Genomic DNA, 14,048 nt, shown 5'->3' on the forward strand with positions numbered 1-14,048 from the left:
CAGTATCCCCGAGCGGCTACGCTGGCCTGGAACCACCCACCGCTTTGCTGAGAGGCCGCGCATGCTCCGGGTACTGATGTTCCTCGTGCCGCTGGCGCTGAGTGTGTACGCGTTCATCGACTGCATCAGCACCAAGGACGACGACATCCGCCACATGCCCAAGCCGCTGTGGGCGATCCTGGTGCTCCTGTTCCCGCTCGTCGGCTCGATCTCCTGGCTGATCGCCGGCAAGAGGCGCAGCCCCGCCGCCGACGGCTGGTCCGGCGCCCGCGCGGGCCGCTCGCGCCAGTGGGTCGCCCCCGACGACAACCCCGACTTCCTGAAGTCCCTCGACGAGGACAAGAAGAAGGACGACGACCCCAGGCGCCCGGACGAGTCCTGAGCGACCGGCCTCACCGGTCGCGTGAAACCACTTGCCCTGGGTAAGCACATGGTCGCCAATGGTGTCCATGGAGACACAGCAGCCACCGGGGCAGTTCGACGTACCGCCTCTACCTGCCAAGCCGCCGCGCGCCATGACGGACCTCGAACTACGCGTCCACAAACGTCTGTTATGGGTCGGCACGGCCGCGTACCCCCTGCGCAACATCGCCCGGGTGTACACCTTCACCCTGCGCCCGAAGCGCAAGGAGGCGGTCTTCCGCTTCCTGAAACGCGCCGGGATCATCCTGGCCGTGGCCATCGGCCTGTCGGTCATCGGCGGCCTGATCTCCCTCGCGAACAGCTCCGGCGGCCCGTACGAGAGTGAGGGGTCCGGCGGCGGCGGGCTGATCATCTTCGTATGGATCTGCTCGGGCGCGGCGCTGATCTACTTCTTCGTGGAGATGCTCTCCGTCGCCACCGCCCCCTCGCACTACGTCCTCGCCATCGAGACGGCCGGCCCCTCCACCGCGATGGTGACCAGCTCCGACCCACAGCACCTGGACCGGCTCGTGGGCTATGTCTCGGGAGCACTGGAGAACCCCGACACGGAGTTCCAGGTGACGGTGGAGCGCCTGACGATCAACTCACCCACGAACTACCACTTCGGCGACAGCGTGAACATGTACGGCGGCAGCGGAAACACGGGGATCGCGGCATGAGCGGCAACAGCTACTACTACGGCGACAACGTCAACATGCACGGCGGCAGCGGCAACACGGGCATCGTGAAGAACGGCGGCGCGGGCGACACGGACCCCGCGCTGCGGCTGGCCCTCGCCGAACTGATCCGTGAGGTCAGGGAGTTGCGCGACCAGCTGCCGCAGCCGAGCGTGCAGCTCATCGACGAGTCGCTGCCGGTCCTCGCCGCCGACGCCGCACCCCCGCAGGAGCGGCACCGCGCGCTGCTGGCCGTCGCCGCGATCGCCGCGGCCGTCGGGGCGGTGGGCCAACCGGTCGCGGAGGCAGCCAACCGAATCCTGCAGATGCTGGGCGGGCAGTAGGTCAGCGCACGGAACCGAGGAACGCGGACCAGGCGGACCGGCCTACGACCAGGACCGGTCCGTCAGGGTTCTTGCTGTCGCGCACGGGGACGGTTTCGGGGAAACCGGGGGCTATTTCGATGCAGTTGCCGCCGTTGCCGTCGCTGTAGCTGCTCTTGACCCAGGTGAGCTCGTTCCGGTCCATGATGCTCGTACCTTTCCATCGTCTGGTGGATCAGAGCGGCGGACTCGGGAGCTGACAGGGCGTCCGCCCTGAGCACATCATAGAACTGGTTATAGCGCTCGTAGAGGGCTGGATCGTTCGTGAAGTGGCCACGGTTGAGCGACTCCGAATACAGCCAGTGGCGTCCTTCGGGCAGCGTGATCAGGGACATGGAGCCGCTGGGGCGGACGATCTCTGCGGGCCCGGCGGGGGCGACCTGGATGCGGATGTTGGGACGCCGCGCGACGTGGAGCAGGTGGGCGCACTGCTCTCGCATGACAGCCGGACCGCCGACCACGTTGCGCAGACAGCTCTCGTCGAGAACGACGACGTACAGCGGACCGCCATCGGCGAGAAAGCGCTGCTGTCGGCTCAGTCGGGCCCGCACGCGTTCCTCCAGCTCCAAGCCGCTGACATAGCGCGAGGACAGCGCCCGGGTGTAGGACGCGGTCTGCAACAACCCCGGGATCACTCGTTCTTGGTACTCCCGAAGGGTCACCGCCTCCTCATCCATCTCGGCGCGGCGGCGGAACCAGTCGGGGTGCTCCACCTGCGGATACCAGTCGATCTTCGTCCACAGCCGCGCCAACACCCCACCCGTGCCCAGCAGTTCGTCACACGCCTTGGCGAACGTGTCCTGCGGAACCCTCGTACCGCCCTCGACCCGCGCCACATGGGAACGGTCGCAAGGGATCTGCCGTGCCAACCCCTCCTGGGTGAGCAGCGCCGCCTCGCGGAAATGCCGCAGCACCTCCCCGAACACCGCCGCCGTGCTCGCCCCGCCGTTCTGTCGGCTCACCGCTCCCCCTTCGTGACAGTGCTCCGGTGTCACACGCCAAGCATTGAAGCGGACCGTTCCCCTGCGCGACGCTCGATACACCCAGAGTGACGGAGGTGCACGGAATGGAACCGGGAACGCTCGTCTACGACCCGCGGACGAACAGGGTCGGCGAGTACCAGGACAGGACCGGCCCGTATGTGATGCTGCGCCCGGTCGGCGGCGGCCGTGAGTGGCAGGCGGATCCGGGGAGCATCAGGCCGGCGACGCCGGACGAGCGACTGAGTGCGGGAGTGCGGGCCGTCAACGACCGTTCCAGGGACGGGCTGTCGGTCGACCCGGCACGGCCTCCGCTGCCGGTGCGGGGGTGCGCGGTGTGCGAGGAACTCGCCCTGCGGCGGGACCGGGCGCGGGCCGCCTTCGACGGCAGCGCGGTGACGGACGCCAACGTGCTGCTGCGCCAGCACCAGCGCGAGGAGCACGGCGGGGAGGCGTCGGCAGGCCGGCGGGTGTTCCGGTACGTGCCGTACACGATCGTGCAGGACCCGTCCGCCCTGCCCGAGTACGAGGCGCGCTGCGTCTCGGGCGAGGAGGCGGACTGCGGGGCGGGCTCCGGGGTCCGCTCGGCACCGGCCGAGGTCGAGGAGTGGCAGCGCAGGCACACCCAGGAGACCCGCCACCTGCGGTACCGCCGCTGCTTCGCCGACTACGCGGTGCTGGAGCGGCAGCGCTGACACCCGGGGGCCGCGGCCCGTCAGGGTCTTTCGAGCAACCTGCTCAGCCGAGGCGGGAGTTGCTCGCCGGAGTCGGCGACGACGAGGCGGTACGCGCCGGGCTCCTCGGCCACCGCGACGGCGACGGCGGGGTCCACGCCCCGCACGGCGAAGGCCGTCACCGGGGCCGGGCCCTCCCCGTCGTCGCCGTCACCCGGGGTGTCGTCGCACACCGGGCGGGTCGCGGTGCCGAGCCGCTGCCCCACCGGCACGTCGGTCGCCACGCGGTCGACGTACCGGCGACCGTCGTAGTCGACGACGTACGCGCAGGACGCCTCGGCCTGCGCGCCGCTCTCCGGGGACGGCGCGCAGGCCGCGGACAGGGCGGCGACCGCGGCCAGGGCCCACGACAGCAGTGGTGTCTTCATGGGTGCGTCTCCTCCTGAAGCCTGCGCTCCTCCGTTGCGGCCGACGCAACGAGGACGCGGCAGGGACCGGGAACGTTCGGCCTCCGGGCGCGCCGTTGCGATCGCCAAGCGGGCGGCGCGCACCGGGCCGCTGATCGGAGGAATGGGCCGATCCGTCAACGTCGCACCCCGCTCGGAGCCCGTATCGCCGTTCGAGGTGCCATCCGTTCCATTGAAAAGGGGCGACACCCGGTGTGAGCGGTGGCTTCGTCGGCATTCCCTTGGTCGGGTCTGTCCCAACTGCGAACGGAGACGCCCCGTGCGAATGAGTGACATCCAGCGTTGCGACGTCCGGCCCGGACGGCTCGTCGAATGGACGCTCAGTCCGGCGACCGTCGCGACGGCCAAGGCCCTGCCGGAGGACTCCCGGCCGCCCGCCTACATCCAGGAGTCCCACCTGCGCACGGCACGGACCGTGCGCGAGGACGGCCTGTTCGTGCCGACCTGGATCGGCGCGGCCTTCGACCTGCCCGGCCGGGCCGACCTGGACGCGCTCGGCGAGGCGCTGCGCGACTGGACGCTGCGGCACGAGACGCTGCGCAGCGGCTTCCGCTGGGCGGGCGGCCCCGGGGACTCGCTGCGCCGCTTCACCCTCGACGCCGACGCCGTGGCCCTGCACCGCGAGGACGCCGGGGAGTTCACCGACCCGGCGGACCTGGCACAGCACCTCCAAGACCGCTTCGACACCACGGCGGACGCGCTGCGCTGGCCCAACCTCATCTACACGGCCGTCGTCCGGGACGACTCCACCAGCGTCTACATGGCCTTCGACCACAGCAACGTCGACGCCTTCTCCATCTACCGCATCCCCGCCGAGGTCCACGAACTGTACGCCGCCCACCTGGCCGGCCACGCCCCGCCGCAGCCGCCCGTGAGCAGCTACGTCGACTTCTGCGAGGCCGAGCGGGCGAACGCCGACAGCATCGATGCGGACCACGAGATCGTCGCCCGCTGGCGGGAGTTCATCCGGCGTTGCGACGGGCGGCTGCCGAGCTTCCCGGTCGACCTCGGGCTGGAGCCCGGGGGCGGGCTGCCGGCCCAGAAGCTGATGCGCGAGATGCTCGTGGACGCGGAGACGGCCGCCGCGTTCGAGGCGTACTGCCGTCCCTACGGCGGCTCCCTCGTCGGCATCCTCGCGGCGACGGCCCTGATCGTCCACGAGATCGGCGGCGAGCCCGTCTACCGCACGGTGGTGCCCTTCCACACCCGGGCGAAGTCCGCCTACTCGGACTCCGTGGGCTGGTACGTCGGCGGCGCGCCCATCGAGGTGCCCGTCGCCGGGACGCCCGACTTCCCCGACGTGCTGAAGACCGTCCGGGCCGCCCTGCACGCCACCCGGCCGCTGGCCCGCATGCCGCTCGCCCGGGTGCTGCGGCTGCTCGGCGCGGACTTCCGGCCCACCTCCCCGGACATGTACTCCATCGTGTCCTTCGCCGACGCCCGCGACACCCCCGACTCCACGCTCTGGGCCGAGCGCAACGCCTACGGCCTGATCCGGGTCTCCTACGGCGACCAGGTCTGCGCCTGGCTCACCCGCCTCCACGAGGGCCTGTGGTTCGCGGCCCGCTACCCCGACACGGACGTGGCCCACAAGAACCTGCGGCTGTACACCGACCGGCTGCGCGACATCGTCGTCTCCGTCGCGGACCACGCCCCGCGCCCCGGGCGGTGAGGGTCCGCCCGGCGCCGCGCGTACGGCGAAGGCCGGTTCCCGCTGCCGGTGGCACGGGAACCGGCCTTCGCCGGTGCGGGGCTCAGACGCCCGCGTAGGAGTGCTTGCCGGAGACGAAGATGTTGACGCCGTAGTAGTTGAAGAGCCAGCAGCCGAAGGCGATCAGGGCCAGGTAGGCGGCCTTGCGGCCCTTCCAGCCGGCCGTGGCGCGGGCGTGCAGGTAGCCGGCGTAGGCGACCCAGGTGATGAACGACCAGGTCTCCTTGGGGTCCCAGCCCCAGTAGCGGCCCCAGGCGTCGCCGGCCCAGATGGCCCCCGCGATGATCGTGAACGTCCACAGCGGGAAGACGGCCGCGTTCACCCGGTAGGAGAACTTGTCGAGGGAGGCGGCGGAGGGCAGCCGCTCCAGGACCGAGGTCGCGAAGATGCCCGGCCTGCCGCCGCCCGCCAGCTTGGTCTCGTAGGAGTCCTTGAACAGGTACAGGATCGTGGCCATCGCGCCCACGTAGAAGACCGCGCCGCAGAAGATCGCCGTGGAGACGTGGATGTACAGCCAGTAGGAGTGCAGCGCCGGGACGAGCTGGTCGCTGGCGGTGTAGAGGACCGTGACGGCCAGGCCCAGGTCCAGCAGGACCGCCGTGATCAGGAACAGGCCGAGCCAGCGCACGTTCTGCTTCAGCGCCAGCAGTCCGAGGTAGACGCCGACCGCGACCGTGGAGAACGTGATGTTGAACTCGTACATGTTGCCCCACGGCGCCCGCTCCACCGAGGCCGCGCGGGTGACGACGCCGCCCAGCTCGATCAGGAACGCCAGCGCCGTCAGGGAGATGGCGATGCGGCCGTACAGGTCGCCCTGCTCGTCGCCGCCGTGCGCCCCGGGCCCGTCCGGCACGTCCCGCTGCCCCGCGGCGGCCCGCACGGTGACCTTCGGCCGCTCCAGCACGGTGGTGCCGCCGGCCTTCTTGACCGTGACGGCCGGCGCCTTCCCCGCCGCCGGGTCCGCCGTCAGCGCGGCGGCCGTGCGGGCGACCTTGCTGCGGCTGCCGAAGAGCCACTCCGCGATGTACGCGAAGAAGGCCAGGGTGTAGACGGCCATCGAGGAGTAGATCAGCACGTTGCTGATCTCCGCGAGGTTTTCGTTGGTGGCGGCGGCGAGAGTCACTGCTGCTCAGCCCCTTCGGCGGGTACGGGGTTTTCGGTGCCCGGCTCCTGAGCGGGGCCGGGGGAATCTGCGGGGCCGGGCGCGCCCGGGGCCTGCTCGTAGAGCTCGCCGGCGAGGTCGCCCAGTTCCTCGGGGACCTTGGCGGACTCGCTGCGGCCGAGGCCGGCCATCTCGACGACCGTGACGCCGTCGGCGCCGCGGACCGCGCGCACCCAGACGCGGCGGCGCTGGATGAACAGGGAGGCCGCCAGGCCGCCGATCGCGGCGAGGGCACCGGCGAGGGCCCAGCCGCTGCCGGGCTGCTGCACGACCTGGAAGCCGGCCCACTCCTTGACGTCCTTGCCGACGGTGACCGAACCGGCGCCGTTCGGGAGCTTCATGGTCTCGCCGGGCCGCAGCAGCTTCTTGAACAGCTTGCCCTTGGAGTCCTTGAACTCCTTCATGTTCTTCTTGTCCATCTGGTACACGCTCTGCGGGATGCCCGAGTCGGTTCCCAGGTCGCCGTGGTAGGCGGACAGCGCGAGCACCGGGTAGTCCAGCGCGGGGAACTGCGACAGCATCGTGCCGCTGGCGGCCCCGCCGAACGTCGGCACGAAGAACGCGTTGAAGCCGAGCTGCTCCTTCTCGCCCTGCGGGTTGCGGTAGCCGTCGAGGACCTTGACGACACCGGAGGAGGTGACGTTCGCGTCCAGCGGCAGCAGCGGCACGGCGTCGTCGAAGACCACCTTGCCCTTGCCGTCGCGGACCGTGATGACGGGGGCGTAGCCGTGGCTGACGAGGTAGACCTTGGAGTCGCCGATCTCCAGCGGGTGGTTCACCTCGACGGTGGTCTTCCGCTCCTCGCCGTAGGCGCCCGAGCTGTAGGTCAGGTCGGCCTGGTAGACGCGCGGGGTGCCCTTGTTGGGGCCGGTGCGCTCGTAGGTGCCGGTGAACTTCTTCAGGTGGAAGCTGAAGGGCACCAGGTCGTCGGAGCTGAAGAGGCTGCCCGACTTGAAGTCGTCGTACTGGGTGAGGGTGTTGGAGAAGCCCTGGCCCTCGACGATCAGCTTGTTGCCCTCCGACTTGTACAGCTGGCCCCAGGCGAAGGCGACCAGCATGACGATCAGGGCGATGTGGAAGGCGAGGTTGCCCACCTCGCGCAGGTAGCCCTTCTCGGCGGCGACGGCGTCACCGGCGAGGTGGGCGCGGAAGCGGCGCTTCTTCAGCAGGGCGAGGGCCGCCTCGCGGACCTGCTCGGGTTCGGCCGTGGTGCGCCAGGTGGTGTGCGCGGGCAGCCGGGTCAGCCGCCTGGGGGCGCCCGGCGGGCGGCCGCGCAGCTGGCCCACGAACTGCCAGGTGCGGGGCACGATGCAGCCGATGAGGGAGACGAACAGCAGGATGTAGATCGCGGAGAACCACACCGAGCTGTACACGTGGAACATGCCGAGCTTGTCGTACACGTCCGACAGGGTGGGGTGCGCTTCGCGGAAGTCGGCGACCTTCGTCTCGTCCTGGCCGGTCTGCGGGATCAGCGAGCCGGGGATCGCGCCGAGGGAGAGCAGCAGGAGCAGCAGCAGCGCGACCCGCATCGAGGTGAGCTGCCGCCAGAACCAGCGGGCCCAGCCGATGACGCCCAGGGCGGGGAGGTGCGGCGCCTCCTCCTTGGGGGCGGTGGACAGCTGGGAGCCGGCGGCCCCCAGGTCCTGGTCCTCGGCGGCGGAGGGGGCCGGGTCGGAGGCGGTGGTCTTGCTCATGGATCAGATCCCCACAGTGAAGCCGTCGGACCAGACCTGCATCTCCTGCACGATGCGGTCCCACGCGCCGGTCAGCAGCAACAGACCGGTCACGATCATCATGGTGCCGCCGATCCGCATCACCCAGACGTAGTGGCGCTTGATCCAGCCGAAGGCCCCCAGGGCCTTGCGGAAGGCGACCGCGGCGAGCACGAAGGGCACGCCCAGGCCCAGACAGTACGCGACGGTCAGCACCGCCCCGCGACCGGCGCTGCCCTGGCTCAACGCCAGGGTCTGGACGGCGGCCAGGGTCGGGCCGATGCAGGGGGTCCAGCCGATGCCGAACAGGGCACCGAGCACGGGCGCACCGGCCAGTCCGGCGGCCGGCTTGCGGTGGAAGCGGAACTCGCGCTGGGTGAGCCAAGGCATGAGACCCATGAAGAAGACGCCCATGAGGATCATGAAGACGCCCAGCACCTTGGACAGCACGCCCCGCTGTTCCTGGAGCGTCTGGCCGAAGTAGCCGAAGAATGCCCCGCTGGAGACGAAGACGGCGGTGAAGCCCAGGACGAACAGCGAGGCCCCGGCGACCATGCGCCCCCGCCGGGCCTCGGCCAGGTCGGTACCGCTGACCCCGGTGACGTAGGACAGGTAGCCGGGCACCAGGGGCAGCACGCACGGCGAGAAGAAGGAGACCAGGCCGCCGAGCAAGGCGATGGGCAGGGCCACGAGCAGGGCGCCGTTGAGCACCGTGCCGTTGGGGTCGGCGACCGCGGCGAGCGTGGTGACGGCGCTCACGTCACTTCTCCGCGACGACCGGCTCGAGCATCTTCCGCAGGCGTTCCTCGCTGAGCGCGGACAGCGAGCGGGCCGCGATCCTGCCGTCCCGGTCCAGGACGAGCGTGGAGGGGATGGCCTGCGGGTTGAGCGTGCCCTTCTTGAAGCGCAGCAGCAGCCTGCCGGTGGGGTCGTAGAGGCTGGGGTAGGTGATGCCCCAGTCCTTCTCGAAGGCGAGGGCGGCACCGGTGGAGGTGTCCCGCGTGTTGATGCCGACGAACTGCACGCCCTTGCCGGAGTAGGCCTTGGAGACCTTCGCGAAGTTCTTGGCCTCGGCCCGGCAGGGGTTGCACCAGGAGCCCCACACGTTGAGGACGACGACCTTGCCCTGGTAGTCGGCGACGTCGAGCGTCTTGCCGGCGATGGTCTTGCCGGACAGGTCGGGCGCCTGGGCGCGCTCGCCCCGGGCGACCGTGGCGATGCCGTCGGTGCCGGTGACGAAGTTGGTGTTGCCGCCCCCGCCGGAGGTGCCGCCGGAGCCGCACGCGGTCACGAGCAGCGCGGTCGCGGCGAGACCGGCGGTCAGCGCGGCGTTACGGCGGACACGGCGGGCGCGGTTCGAGCCCAGGGGGGCACGGCTGGCGGCACTCATGTGAAAAGTTTCGCATGCCCGTTCAGAGGCTCTCGCCCACCCCCCTTGCGGGCGGAAAACCGCATTTCAGGCGGCGTTCTGCGAGGCCTTGCCGCTCGGCGTGGACGCCGGCGAGGTGAACTCCCGCCAGCCACCGGCCGGCTGCTGCCCGACGCCGAGCGTGCGGAGCCGGTCGAGCACCTCGGGCTTTTGCACGTCGAGCCAGTCGGCGAGCTGCCGGAAGGAGACGAGACGCACATCCGCACCCTTCTCCTTCTCCCGTGCGATGTGCTTGAGCGCCTCCTCGACGGCGTCCATGTAGATGCCGCCGTTCCACTCCTCGAAGTGGTTGCCGATGAACAGCGGTGCCCGGTTTGTCTCGAATGCCCGCTTGAATCCCTGGATGTACGCCTGGGCCGACTGCTTCCGCCAGCCCGGGTAGTTGTGCGCGGGGGCCTTGGTGGAGTTGAGGGACTGGTTGGCCAGCATGTTGTAGTCCATCGACAGGACCTCGAAGCCGCGGCCGGGGAACGGTATCTGCTGCAGGGGCAGGTCCCAGATGCCCTGGCGCTTGCGCGGCCAGACCTGGAGGCCGCCGGGCGAGGAGGCGTCGTAGCGCCAGCCCAGCTCGCGGGCGGTGGGCAGCAGGTTGTCCTGGCCGAGCAGGCAGGGGGTGCGGCCGCCGACGAGTTCCCTGTCGTAGTCGAACGGCAGCGACGGCAGGTCCGTCCAGCCGGAGTTGGTGCGCCACTCCTTGACGAAGGACTTCGCCTGGTCGATCTCGCTGCGCCACTGCGCCGGCGTCCAGTTCTTCACCGAGCCGTGGGACTCGCCGCAGAAGTGCCCGTTGAAGTGCGTGCCGATCTCGTGGCCCTCCAGCCAGGCGCGCCGGACGTTCTTCAGGGTGTCCTTGATGTGGGCGTCGGTGAGGTAGCCGATGTCGGAGGCGCCGCGCGGGTTGTTCGGCGGGTTGTACAGGCGCTTCTTCGACTCGGGCAGCAGGTACAGCCCGGACAGGAAGAAGGTCATGCTCGCCCCGTGCTCCTTGGCGAGGTCCAGGAAGCGCGGGAAGAGACCGTTGCCGACCTCGCCGGCGCCGTCCCAGGAGAACACCACGAACTGCGGCGGGGTCTGACCCGGCTCCAGCGGCCGCGGCTTGCCCGGCTGGTGGGGCTGGGGGCCGGTGAAGGCGGTGGAGCCGTCGCCGATCGGCCGGGCGGCGGGCTTGGGCTTCGCGCGGCCCTGGGCGCGGTCACCGCCCCCGGAACCGCCGGTGCGGCCGTCGTCGTCCGACCCCGTGAGGCCGCCGCAGCCGGCCATCGAGACGGCGGCCGCGGCACCCGCGCCGAGTCCGAGCATTCCCCTGCGGGTGAGTGGGCGCATGGCATCCCCGATCGTCACGTTCTCTGGTGGTCACCCACTCAGAGGCCGTGACGAACAGGGAGGTTCCGCCAAGATGCGCAGATTCCGTAACGAAACAGTCGTAAACGATCAGGAATCGATCCGAAAAGGTCGGACGGTGGTCCGGTGCCTACGCTCCGACGCCCTTGCTCTGGCCCTTCACCGGCCGGGCACCGGCACGCAGGTGCGGCGGGACCAGATCGCGGGCCGGTTCCGAGTAGCCGACCGAGACGATGCGGTCGCCGCGGTACGTGAACGTCGTCAGGGAGGCGAGGGTGCACTGGCGCCGGCGCGGGTCGTGCCACAGCCGCCGCCGTTCGACGTAGGACCGGACGATCCAGATGGGCAGCTGGTGGCTCACCACGACCGCCTCGTGCCCGCGGGCCCGGTCCTTGGCGGCGCCCAGCGCGCTCATCATGCGCACCACCTGGTCGACGTACGGCTCGCCCCAGGACGGCCGGAACGGGTTGACCAGGTGCTTCCAGTTGTTCGGCTTGCGCAGCGCACCGTCGCCGACGCCGAACGTCTTGCCCTGGAAGATGTTCTCGGCCTCGATCAGCCGCTCGTCGGTCGCCAGGTTTAGCCCGTGCGCCTTGGCGATCGGCTCGGCCGTCTCCTGCGCCCGCTCCAGCGGCGAGGCGACGACGTAGGTCACGTCGCGGCCCGACAGGTGCTCGGCGACCCGGTCGGCCATGCGCCGGCCGAGGTCGGAGAGGTGGTAGCCGGGCAGCCGCCCGTAGAGGATGCCGTCCGGGTTGGCGACCTCGCCGTGCCGCATGAGGTGCACGACGGTGAGGTCGTCGTCGGTCTCGGTGGTCATTCCGTTGTCGGTCCGCTCGCTCATGCCGTCGCCTCCGCCGCCGCGCGGGCCGCCGCGGGAAGGACGTCGGCGATGCGCTGCACGGCCCGTTCGTCGTGCGCGGTGGACACGAACCAGGACTCGAAGGAGGACGGCGGCAGGTAGACGCCCGCTGCCAGCAGCGAGTGGAAGAAGGCGGTGTAGCGGAAGGACTCCTGGGTCCTGGCGTCGTCGTAGTCGCGCACCGGCCGGTCGGTGAAGAACACCGAGAACATGTTGGAGGCGCTCTGCAGCCGGTGGGCGACTCCCTCCTTGGTGAGCGCCTCGGTGACCAGGCCCTGGATCTCCCGGGAGACGGCGTCGATCTTCGCGTACGCCGCGTCGTCCAGCAGGCGGAGCTGGGCGAGACCGGCCGCGGTCGCGACCGGGTTCCCGGAGAGCGTGCCCGCCTGGTAGACGGGCCCGGCCGGGGCGAGGTGGGCCATCACGTCCGCGCGGCCGCCGAAGGCCGCGGCGGGGAAGCCGCCGCCCATGACCTTGCCGAAGGTCATCAGGTCCGGGACGACGCCGTCGACCCCGAACCACCCGGCGCGGCTGGTCCGGAAACCGGTCATGACCTCGTCGGAGATGTACAGGGCGCCGTTCTCGGCGCAGACGTCCTTCAGGCCCTGGTTGAAGCCGTCGGCGGGCGGGACGACGCCCATGTTGCCCGGGGACGCCTCGGTGATCACGCAGGCGATCTCGCCGGGGTGGGCCCGGAAGGCCTCCCGCACGGCGTCGAGGTCGTTGTACGGCAGCACGATCGTGTCGCCCGCCTGCGCGCCCGTGACGCCCGGCGTGTCGGGCAGCGCGAAGGTGGCGACGCCGCTGCCGGCCGCGGCGAGCAGCGAGTCCACGTGCCCGTGGTAGCACCCGGCGAACTTGATCACCTTGGTGCGCCGGGTGAACCCGCGCGCGAGCCGGATCGCCGACATGGTCGCCTCGGTGCCGCTGGACACCAGCCGCACCTGCTCCAGCGGCGCGATGCGCGCGACCATCTCCTCGGCCAGGGCGACCTCGCCCTCGCCGGGCGTGCCGAAGGACGTGCCGCGGGAGACCGCGTCCTGCACGGCGGCGATCACCTCGGGGTGGGAGTGCCCGAGGATCATGGGCCCCCAGGAGCAGACGAGGTCGACGTACTCCCGCCCGTCCGCGTCGGTCAGGTAGGGGCCCGTGCCGGAGACCATGAACCGCGGCGTGCCGCCGACGGCTCGGAAGGCCCGCACCGGGGAGTTCACGCCGCCGGGCGTGACGGCCGCCGCGCGGTCGAACAGAGCCTGCGAGGCCGGTGCTTCATACGGATATGCGAGTTCGCTCATGACCTGCGACTTCTCCGACCTTCTCCGACGTTGTCGGGCTCCGGGTGCCAGTGACCTGTTCAGGGTAGGCCAGGGGGGCCGCGGGCCGGGGCGTGGGACAACCCGGTCCCGGGGGCCCCGGCGTCTGCGAGACTGGTCCCTGATACACACAGCTCGAACGGCCCGGCGTGGTCAGAGGCTGCGACGGTCCCGCGGACGGATGTTTCAGCGCACGTTTCGGCGTGCGGCCGTGGGGGAGGTCACTGACACGATGATCGGGTTGCGCGGCGGGGGCGACGCGTCCTAGAAAAGCAGTCGGGTGGAGATATGCATCGCGGTGGCGGACTGGGCGAGGGGACTGATGACCTGGGTCCTCGACGTGCCCGTCGGGGCAGGCACCGGCGCGAGGCGGAGGACACGCAGGAACCACGTCGGACGCAGGGCCGGCCCGATGAACCGGAGCGCCTCGACGGACGTACTGAGGGCCAGGCGGACGATCTTCGGGCGGGGAGCAGGAATGGTGGTCGGGTGGGGGTGACGTACAAGTACTTCGGCGCGCCCGACGGCGCGACCGCGGCCCGCGTCCCGATCTCGATGCGCCCCGAGGAACTCGGCGGCGACGAACTCGGCATGAACGGCATGTTCACGAAGATCAAGCCGGAGACCATGGCCGCGATGGTGCTCACCGGCATCGAGGGCGTCCCCCTGCACAAGGTCCCGCCCCTGGAGCTGGTCGTCCTGCACCCCGACTACGCGGTGGTCAAGCTGCCCATGACGGTCGTCGACCCGCTGCGCGGGATCGGCGAGGAGGCGGTGGGCGCGGCGGCCTTCATCTGGTCCACCGTCCCGGACCGCGGCGGCCCCCGCGACGCGTTCAACGTGTACCAGCTGCTGCACGAGTGGCAGGACTTCAGCCACCGCCTGCACGAGGCGGGGCACCAGCCGTACTGCCTGGTGTGGCCCTGAGCCACTGA

General features: G+C 70.7%; 16 protein-coding genes. 6 read left to right on the top strand and 10 right to left on the bottom strand.

Annotated features, from left to right (window positions below; all coding sequences use genetic code 11):
- Window positions 1-61 precede the first annotated feature (61 nt).
- The 3 genes from ACH4C6_RS31890 to ACH4C6_RS31900 all read left to right on the top strand — a co-directional run bounded on the left by ACH4C6_RS31890 (window position 62) and on the right by ACH4C6_RS31900 (window position 1,423).
- Window positions 62-382 carry a PLD nuclease N-terminal domain-containing protein gene (locus tag ACH4C6_RS31890; RefSeq protein WP_398112133.1) on the top strand — a complete coding sequence of 107 codons (321 nt, stop codon included), beginning with the start codon at window positions 62-64 and terminating at the stop codon, window positions 380-382.
- Between the two features lie 67 nt (window positions 383-449).
- On the top strand, window positions 450-1,082 hold the full coding sequence (locus tag ACH4C6_RS31895; RefSeq protein ID WP_398112134.1) for a DUF6232 family protein: 633 nt from the start codon (window positions 450-452) through the stop codon (window positions 1,080-1,082).
- Window positions 1,079-1,423, top strand: coding sequence for a hypothetical protein (locus tag ACH4C6_RS31900; RefSeq protein ID WP_398112135.1), 345 nt, complete (start codon window positions 1,079-1,081; stop codon window positions 1,421-1,423). Before ACH4C6_RS31895 ends, ACH4C6_RS31900 begins: the two co-directional genes overlap by 4 nt.
- A gap of 1 nt (window position 1,424) precedes the next feature.
- Here the strand turns inward: ACH4C6_RS31900 and ACH4C6_RS31905 are convergent, their stop codons facing one another.
- Both ACH4C6_RS31905 and ACH4C6_RS31910 read right to left on the bottom strand, forming a co-directional pair.
- Window positions 1,425-1,538, bottom strand: coding sequence for a DUF397 domain-containing protein (locus ACH4C6_RS31905; protein ID WP_398112184.1), 114 nt, complete (start codon window positions 1,536-1,538; stop codon window positions 1,425-1,427).
- Window positions 1,486-2,424, bottom strand: coding sequence for a Scr1 family TA system antitoxin-like transcriptional regulator (locus ACH4C6_RS31910; protein WP_398112136.1), 939 nt, complete (start codon window positions 2,422-2,424; stop codon window positions 1,486-1,488). The genes ACH4C6_RS31905 and ACH4C6_RS31910 overlap by 53 nt, the downstream gene beginning before the upstream one ends.
- A gap of 104 nt (window positions 2,425-2,528) precedes the next feature.
- Between ACH4C6_RS31910 and ACH4C6_RS31915 the strand changes: the two genes are divergently transcribed.
- Complete coding sequence (locus ACH4C6_RS31915) at window positions 2,529-3,137, top strand: hypothetical protein (protein ID WP_398112137.1); 609 nt, start codon at window positions 2,529-2,531, stop codon at window positions 3,135-3,137.
- A gap of 20 nt (window positions 3,138-3,157) precedes the next feature.
- Here ACH4C6_RS31915 and ACH4C6_RS31920 read toward each other — a convergent pair whose 3' ends face one another.
- Complete coding sequence (locus ACH4C6_RS31920; protein WP_398112138.1) at window positions 3,158-3,544, bottom strand: DUF6281 family protein; 387 nt, start codon at window positions 3,542-3,544, stop codon at window positions 3,158-3,160.
- 298 nt (window positions 3,545-3,842) lie between these two features.
- On the opposite strand from ACH4C6_RS31920, the gene ACH4C6_RS31925 reads away from it, so the two are divergent.
- Window positions 3,843-5,255 carry a condensation domain-containing protein gene (locus ACH4C6_RS31925; RefSeq protein WP_398112139.1) on the top strand — a complete coding sequence of 471 codons (1,413 nt, stop codon included), beginning with the start codon at window positions 3,843-3,845 and terminating at the stop codon, window positions 5,253-5,255.
- 82 nt (window positions 5,256-5,337) lie between these two features.
- On the opposite strand, the gene ccsB is transcribed toward ACH4C6_RS31925, so the two are convergent.
- The 7 genes from ccsB to hemL all read right to left on the bottom strand — a co-directional run bounded on the left by ccsB (window position 5,338) and on the right by hemL (window position 13,095).
- A complete protein-coding gene (gene ccsB, locus ACH4C6_RS31930) occupies window positions 5,338-6,417 on the bottom strand; it encodes a c-type cytochrome biogenesis protein CcsB (protein ID WP_398112140.1) in 1,080 nt (359 codons plus the stop codon).
- Window positions 6,414-8,150, bottom strand: a complete 1,737-nt coding sequence (locus ACH4C6_RS31935; protein WP_398112141.1) for a cytochrome c biogenesis protein ResB — start codon at window positions 8,148-8,150, stop codon at window positions 6,414-6,416. Before ACH4C6_RS31935 ends, ccsB begins: the two co-directional genes overlap by 4 nt.
- A 3-nt stretch (window positions 8,151-8,153) precedes the next feature.
- Window positions 8,154-8,927 (bottom strand): cytochrome c biogenesis CcdA family protein, encoded by a 774-nt coding sequence (locus tag ACH4C6_RS31940; RefSeq protein WP_398112142.1) that lies wholly within the window; start codon window positions 8,925-8,927, stop codon window positions 8,154-8,156.
- 1 nt (window position 8,928) lies between these two features.
- Entirely contained in the window at window positions 8,929-9,558 is a 630-nt protein-coding gene (locus tag ACH4C6_RS31945; RefSeq protein WP_398112143.1) for a TlpA family protein disulfide reductase, read from the bottom strand.
- 66 nt (window positions 9,559-9,624) lie between these two features.
- Window positions 9,625-10,920: a polysaccharide deacetylase family protein gene (locus ACH4C6_RS31950; protein WP_398112144.1), complete on the bottom strand. Its 1,296-nt coding sequence runs from the start codon at window positions 10,918-10,920 to the stop codon at window positions 9,625-9,627.
- A gap of 148 nt (window positions 10,921-11,068) precedes the next feature.
- Window positions 11,069-11,782, bottom strand: coding sequence for a histidine phosphatase family protein (locus ACH4C6_RS31955; RefSeq protein WP_398112145.1), 714 nt, complete (start codon window positions 11,780-11,782; stop codon window positions 11,069-11,071).
- Window positions 11,779-13,095 (bottom strand): glutamate-1-semialdehyde 2,1-aminomutase, encoded by a 1,317-nt coding sequence (gene hemL, locus ACH4C6_RS31960; RefSeq protein ID WP_398112146.1) that lies wholly within the window; start codon window positions 13,093-13,095, stop codon window positions 11,779-11,781. The genes ACH4C6_RS31955 and hemL overlap by 4 nt, the downstream gene beginning before the upstream one ends.
- A gap of 507 nt (window positions 13,096-13,602) precedes the next feature.
- Here hemL and ACH4C6_RS31965 point away from each other — a divergent pair.
- The gene (locus tag ACH4C6_RS31965) at window positions 13,603-14,040 is read left to right on the top strand and encodes a hypothetical protein (protein ID WP_003974483.1); all 438 of its coding nucleotides are present in this window, start codon (window positions 13,603-13,605) and stop codon (window positions 14,038-14,040) included.
- Window positions 14,041-14,048 lie beyond the last annotated feature (8 nt).

The organism is Streptomyces sp. NPDC017943 (assembly GCF_044328425.1).
In the GTDB taxonomy this organism is placed as follows: domain Bacteria; phylum Actinomycetota; class Actinomycetes; order Streptomycetales; family Streptomycetaceae; genus Streptomyces; species Streptomyces djakartensis_A.

Excerpts from the sequence above, each read along its gene's own strand:
- ACH4C6_RS31950 (WP_398112144.1), bottom strand. The coding sequence starts at position 10,920 with ATGCGCCCACTCACCCGCAGGGGAATGCTCGGACTCGGCGCGGGTGCC.
- ACH4C6_RS31955 (WP_398112145.1), bottom strand. The coding sequence starts at position 11,782 with ATGAGCGAGCGGACCGACAACGGAATGACCACCGAGACCGACGACGAC.
- ACH4C6_RS31900 (WP_398112135.1), top strand. The coding sequence starts at position 1,079 with ATGAGCGGCAACAGCTACTACTACGGCGACAACGTCAACATGCACGGC.
- ACH4C6_RS31915 (WP_398112137.1), top strand. The coding sequence starts at position 2,529 with ATGGAACCGGGAACGCTCGTCTACGACCCGCGGACGAACAGGGTCGGC.
- hemL (WP_398112146.1), bottom strand. The coding sequence starts at position 13,095 with ATGAGCGAACTCGCATATCCGTATGAAGCACCGGCCTCGCAGGCTCTG.
- ACH4C6_RS31945 (WP_398112143.1), bottom strand. The coding sequence starts at position 9,558 with ATGAGTGCCGCCAGCCGTGCCCCCCTGGGCTCGAACCGCGCCCGCCGT.
- ACH4C6_RS31920 (WP_398112138.1), bottom strand. The coding sequence starts at position 3,544 with ATGAAGACACCACTGCTGTCGTGGGCCCTGGCCGCGGTCGCCGCCCTG.
- ACH4C6_RS31890 (WP_398112133.1), top strand. The coding sequence starts at position 62 with ATGCTCCGGGTACTGATGTTCCTCGTGCCGCTGGCGCTGAGTGTGTAC.
- ACH4C6_RS31895 (WP_398112134.1), top strand. The coding sequence starts at position 450 with ATGGAGACACAGCAGCCACCGGGGCAGTTCGACGTACCGCCTCTACCT.
- ACH4C6_RS31935 (WP_398112141.1), bottom strand. The coding sequence starts at position 8,150 with ATGAGCAAGACCACCGCCTCCGACCCGGCCCCCTCCGCCGCCGAGGAC.